The 2205-nt window shown below is 68.7% G+C and carries 3 protein-coding genes and 1 pseudogene; 3 read left to right on the forward strand and 1 reads right to left on the reverse strand.

Annotated elements, in window-relative coordinates; translation table 11 throughout:
- Positions 1–275: hemerythrin domain-containing protein (locus tag ABZ885_RS39760; protein ID WP_360199873.1), on the reverse strand; the 275-nt coding region annotated here is incomplete at its 3' end.
- Between the two features lie 185 nt (positions 276–460).
- Here ABZ885_RS39760 and ABZ885_RS39765 point away from each other — a divergent pair.
- From ABZ885_RS39765 to ABZ885_RS39775, 3 genes and pseudogenes are all read left to right on the forward strand, one after another.
- Positions 461–1192: a hypothetical protein gene (locus tag ABZ885_RS39765; RefSeq protein ID WP_360199875.1), complete on the forward strand. Its 732-nt coding sequence runs from the start codon at positions 461–463 to the stop codon at positions 1190–1192.
- Positions 1193–1215: 23 nt separating this feature from the next.
- Positions 1216–1329 (forward strand): annotated as a pseudogene (locus ABZ885_RS39770).
- A 441-nt stretch (positions 1330–1770) separates the two neighbouring features.
- On the forward strand, positions 1771–2205 hold a 435-nt coding region (locus ABZ885_RS39775; RefSeq protein ID WP_360199877.1), incomplete at its 3' end, for a GNAT family N-acetyltransferase.

Below are 2205 nucleotides of genomic sequence, written 5' to 3' on the forward strand. Positions count from 1 at the left end.
GCGATGAGTCCGTGGTCCTCGACCAGACTCGCGACCGTTCCGGCGAGATCCGGGCGTTCCCGCAGCAGTCGGGAGAACATCCCGTCGTCCTCGCCCTGATGGTGTGAGGTCAACGCCGAGCAGAAGGCCAGGCAGTGGGTGAGGACTGCATCGTCGTTCAACCGGCCGTGTCCGATGTTCCGCCGGATCTCGCCGATCTGGCGGCGCAGTTCCTGATGTGCTTGCGCGAGTTGCCGGCTCAGGGCGACCACCCGGTCGCCGTCAGGGGAAGCCACGCGTGGCGGTCCCTTCGATTCCGCACCTCCATGCCTGACGCAGTCCGTCACCGGCACGCGATGCTGCCGCCATCCGATCACGCACCGTGGCCCGCCGGCAAGCGGCCGGCGCTGCGAACGGGGGGCGGCGGCCCGGTCGATAATTGACTGTTGCCGATCGGTTCGGCACTGGTAGCGTCCTCGACGTGGCAAAGCTGAACCAGATCATCGCCGTTGAAAAGGGCGTCAAGTCCAAGTCCTTCCAGGAGCTGACCCAGGCCCACCAGGACCTGCAGAAGCCCGCGCTGCTGGCCGGCATCTCCCGGACGTACCAGCCCAAGGACGAGGAGGGGGAGCAGCTGCCGCCGGAGTCGACCCGGGTGCAGCTGAAGGCCGAGGACATCCTGCGGTCGACCGCGACCACCCTCACCCGGCTGTTCGACGTGACGGCCACCAAGGACTGGGCCAACATCGGTGCCCGGGCGGACGTGGTGGTGGACGGTCAGGTGCTGCTCGCCCAGGTGCCGGTCCCGTACCTGCTGTTCCTGGAGAAGCAGCTCACCGACCTGTTCACCTTCGTGAAGAAGCTCCCGATGCTGGACGCCTCCGAGTCCTGGAACCTCGACCCGTCCACCGACTCCTGGAAGACCGAGCCGGTGCGCACCATCCGGACCAAGAAGGTGCCGCGCAACCACGTGAAGGCCGAGGCCACCGAGAAGCACCCGGCCCAGGTCGAGGTCTACTACGAGGACATCGCGGTCGGCTACTGGACCACGGTCAAGTTCTCCGGTGCGCTGCCGGCCCGCCGGGTGAACGAGCTCGCCGAGCGGGTGGAGAAGCTCCAGCAGGCGGTCAAGTTCGCCCGCGAGGAGGCCAACGCCGTGGAGGTCACCGACCAGCGGGTGGGTGACGCCGTCTTCGGCTACCTGTTCCGGTAGCCCCATGATCGCCCGCCCGGGGAGCCGGGCGGGTGCACCGAGCGCACCAACGACTGCTGCTCGGTGCGAAAAGCTGACACTGATGTTGAAGCTGACCAGGGGTCACAGTGGAGGTTCGAATCCTCCCCCCGGCACCACCGGCCGGGGTAGCCCAAGCCAGGCAGAGGCAGGCCCCGTCAAACTCAGACTCTCGCTCCAGTCTCAGCATTCGCCGCCGGACGCCGGATCGACCGGGCGCGGACGAATATCGACGAATGCAGGTTCAAGTCCTGTCTGTGCCGCTCCGTGGCACGGTAGTTCAAAGGTAGAACGCGTCGGTTTCAATCTGATCCGCGGCCCTTAAACGTGCCGGTGTGAGCAATTGGGCGGCAAACAGGGGCCCGGGAGCAGGCTACGCTCCCGGGTCCTCCCGCCTTTCCGGTGCGCCCGGCAGTCCTGCCGCGCCGGCCGCTTCCGCCGTGCCCGGCAGTCCCGTCGCGCCCGGGGTAATTCGTTTGACCCGGCGGGGCGGTGACGCTGCACTGGGGCGGCGACACCACAGGGCGTGGTGCCGGAATCCAGGGGAGGCAGCGCCAGCGATGGAGATACGTTCCACCACCGAAAAGGACCTCGACGTCTTCGTCGACACGCTCCACACCGCGTTCGGGCGCTTTCCGGAGACCCCGGCCGAGAACGGCGGCGGGGTCTGGTGGTCGGCGTACGAGATGGACCGCGGCCTGCTCGCCGTGACGGCGGACGGACGGCCCGTCGGCACCGCCGGTGCCTACTCCTTCGAGCTCACCCTGCCCGGCGGGGCGCTCCTCCCGACGTCCGGGGTGACCGCCGTCGGTGTGCTGCCCTCGCACCGACGCCAGGGCGTGCTCACGGCGATGATGCGGCGTCAGCTCGCGGAGCTGCGTGCCCGCGGCGAGTTCCTCTCCGTCCTGCTGGCCTCCGAGGCCCTGATCTACCGCAGGTTCGGCTACGGACCGGCGACCTACACGGGGCGGCTGACGGTGCCGCGCCACAAGGCC

Origin of the sequence: Kitasatospora sp. NPDC047058, from assembly GCF_040643935.1 — a bacterium.
Classification (GTDB): Bacteria; Actinomycetota; Actinomycetes; order Streptomycetales; family Streptomycetaceae; genus Kitasatospora.